Annotated in this window: 2 protein-coding genes and 1 pseudogene; all 3 read left to right on the top strand. The window is 72.1% G+C overall.

What is annotated here, in order from left to right:
- Positions 1-842 (top strand): tripartite tricarboxylate transporter substrate binding protein (locus AC1D01_RS29000; protein ID WP_477872587.1); only part of this gene is annotated, 842 nt, incomplete at its 5' end.
- Between the two features lie 5 nt (positions 843-847).
- A complete protein-coding gene (locus tag AC1D01_RS29005; RefSeq protein WP_477872588.1) occupies positions 848-2,371 on the top strand; it encodes an amidase in 1,524 nt (507 codons plus the stop codon).
- Positions 2,372-2,485: 114 nt separating this feature from the next.
- A pseudogene (locus tag AC1D01_RS29010) lies at positions 2,486-2,710 on the top strand (hypothetical protein); the annotation flags it as partial.

Genomic DNA, 2,710 nt, shown 5'->3' on the forward strand with positions numbered 1-2,710 from the left:
ACACGATGGCCCGCATCATCGCGAAGGGCATGGCACAGCGGCTCGCCCAGCCCGTCATCGTCGACAACAAGGCCGGCGCCGGCACCACGATCGGCGCGGGCGCGGTGGCCCAGGCGGCACCCGACGGCCATACGCTGCTGATCAGCTCCAACACCACCTTCACCGTCAACCCGGCGCTGAAGGCGAAGCTGCCTTACGACGCCCAGAAGAGCTTCGAATCGATCGGCCTGATCGGCACCTCGCCGCTGGTGCTGCTGGCCAACCCGTCGCTGCCGGCCAACAGCGTGAAGGAGCTGGTCGCGCTCGCCAAGGCGCAACCCGGCAAGCTGGCCTACGCATCGTTCGGCAACGGCACCACCTCGCACCTGGCCGGCGAGATGTTCAAGCTGGCAACCGGCGTCGACATCCTGCACGTGCCGTACAAGGGCAGCTCGCCGGCGATGACGGACCTGATCGGCGGCCAGGTGCTGCTGAGCTTCGACACCAATGTCGCCGCGCTGCCGATGCTGCGCGCCGGCCATGTGAAGGCGCTGGCCGTCACGTCGGCGCGACGCTCGCCCTCGCTGCCCCAGGTGCCGACCGTCGCCGAGGCCGGCTACCCCGGGTTCGAGATGCTGCCGTGGATCACCATCGTCGCGCCGCGCGGGCTGCCGCCTGCCGTGCAGAAGGCGCTGGGCAAGGCGCTCGCCGACACGCTGGCGGATCCCGCCAGCCGCGCCGATCTCGAGAAGGCCGGCGTCGACGTGTCGTACGAGCCGGGCTCGTTCTACGATGCGCGCGTGGCGAAGGAACTGCCGCTGCTGCGGGCCTACGTCCACAAGGCCAACATTCCGCTGGAGTGAGCACCATGAGCCACGACCCCACGCTGCCCGAGCGTTCCGCCGTCGAGCTGCGCCGCCTGATCGGCAGCCGGCAACTCTCGCCGGTCGAGCTGATGGACGCCTGCATCGCGCGCATCGAAGCCTTCAACCCCGCCGTCAACGCGATCGCCGCCACCGACTTCGAGCGCGCCCGCGCGAGCGCCCGCCAGGCCGAGGCCGACGTGATGCGCGGCGCGCCGCTGGGCCTGCTGCACGGCCTGCCGCTCGGCGTGAAGGACCTGCTGGACACCGCGGGGCTGCTCACCACCCACGGCAACGTCGGCCGGCGCGCCAACGTGCCGCTGCACGACAACGGGCTCGTCGCACGGCTGCGCGCGGCCGGCGCGATCGTCACCGCCAAGACCAACGTGCCCGACATGGGCGCCGGCGCCAACACGCGCAATCCGGTGTGGGGCGCGACCGGCAACCCCTTCGACCCCGCGCTGAACGCCGGCGGCTCGTCGGGCGGCTCGGCGGCCGCGCTGGCGGTCGACATGCTGCCGATCGCGACCGGCTCCGACACCGGCGGCTCGCTGCGCATCCCGGCGGCCCTGTGCGGCGTGGTCGGCCTGCGGCCCTCGCCCGGCCTGGTGGCCAACGATGCGCGGCCGCTCGGCTGGTCGGTCCTCTCGGTGCTCGGGCCGATGGGGCGCGACGTCGGCGACACGGCGCTGCAGCTGGCCGCCACGGTCGGCTTCGACCCACGCGACCCGCTGTCGCATGCGGAGCACGGCGCGTCGTTCTGGCCGCTCGCCGGCGTGGACCTGGCCGGGCTCCGTGTCGGCACGACCGAGGATTTCGGCCTGTGCATCGTCGACCCGGAGATCCGGCGCGTGTTTCGCGCGCGCGTGGAAGCGATCCGGCCGTGGGTGGCCTGCTGCGAGCCGGTCGACCTCGCGCTGGGCGACGCCGACCGGGCGTTCGACACGCTGCGCGCCGAGAGCTTCGTCGCCGCATTCGCCGACACCTTCCGCACCGCCCCCGAAACGCTCGGGCCCAACGTGCGCGCCAATGTCGAGATGGCGGCGTCGATCACGCTCGCCGACCGCGCCTGGGCGCACCTCGAGCAGACGCGCATCGCGCGGCGCTTCGCAAGCGCCTTCGAGCGCTACGACCTGATCCTCGCGCCGACCACGCCGGTCACGCCGTTCCCGTGGACCGAGCTGTATGCCCAGCGCATCGACGGCCAGGCGATGCGCAACTACTACCACTGGCTCGGGCTGACCTATGTGGTCACGCTCGCGACGAACCCGGTGCTGTCGCTGCCGTGCGGGCGCGACGAACACGGCATGCCGTTCGGCCTGCAGTTGATCGGGCGGCTGCGCGGGGATGCCGCGCTGCTCGCAGCCGCGCAAGCGCTCGAGCATTGCTTCGAGGCGACCCCTGCACTGCGCCGGCCCCGGCCCGACCTGCAAGCGCTGCGCGCACCGCGGCCCGAGCTGAAGAGCATCGTGACGCATCCGCCCCTGGCATCCGGCGCCACGGCCGGCGGCGCGCCGACTGCGGTCTGACAGACAGGCCACGACACCGAAACAAGTGCAGCCGGGTGTATCACACGCTGGCGCTGGCGCCGCMTCGGCGCGACAGTCCCCGTGCGCCAATGCGGCGCAGCAACGGGAGCAGCCATGACATCATCCGACGCGACCTCACGCCGCAGCATCGCGGCATTCATCGGAAGCCTGCTGATGGGAGGCCCGCTGGTGGCCGCCGCCCAGGGCAACTACCAGCAGACGCACACCGGCCAGGGCACCTTCTACGGATACGGCGGCGGAGGCAACTGCTCGTTCCCCAAGCCCACCGACATCCTCACCGCGGCCATGAACACGGCCGACTACGACACCGCCCAGGCC

It is taken from the genome of Rhizobacter sp. P3_B12, from assembly GCF_056402895.1.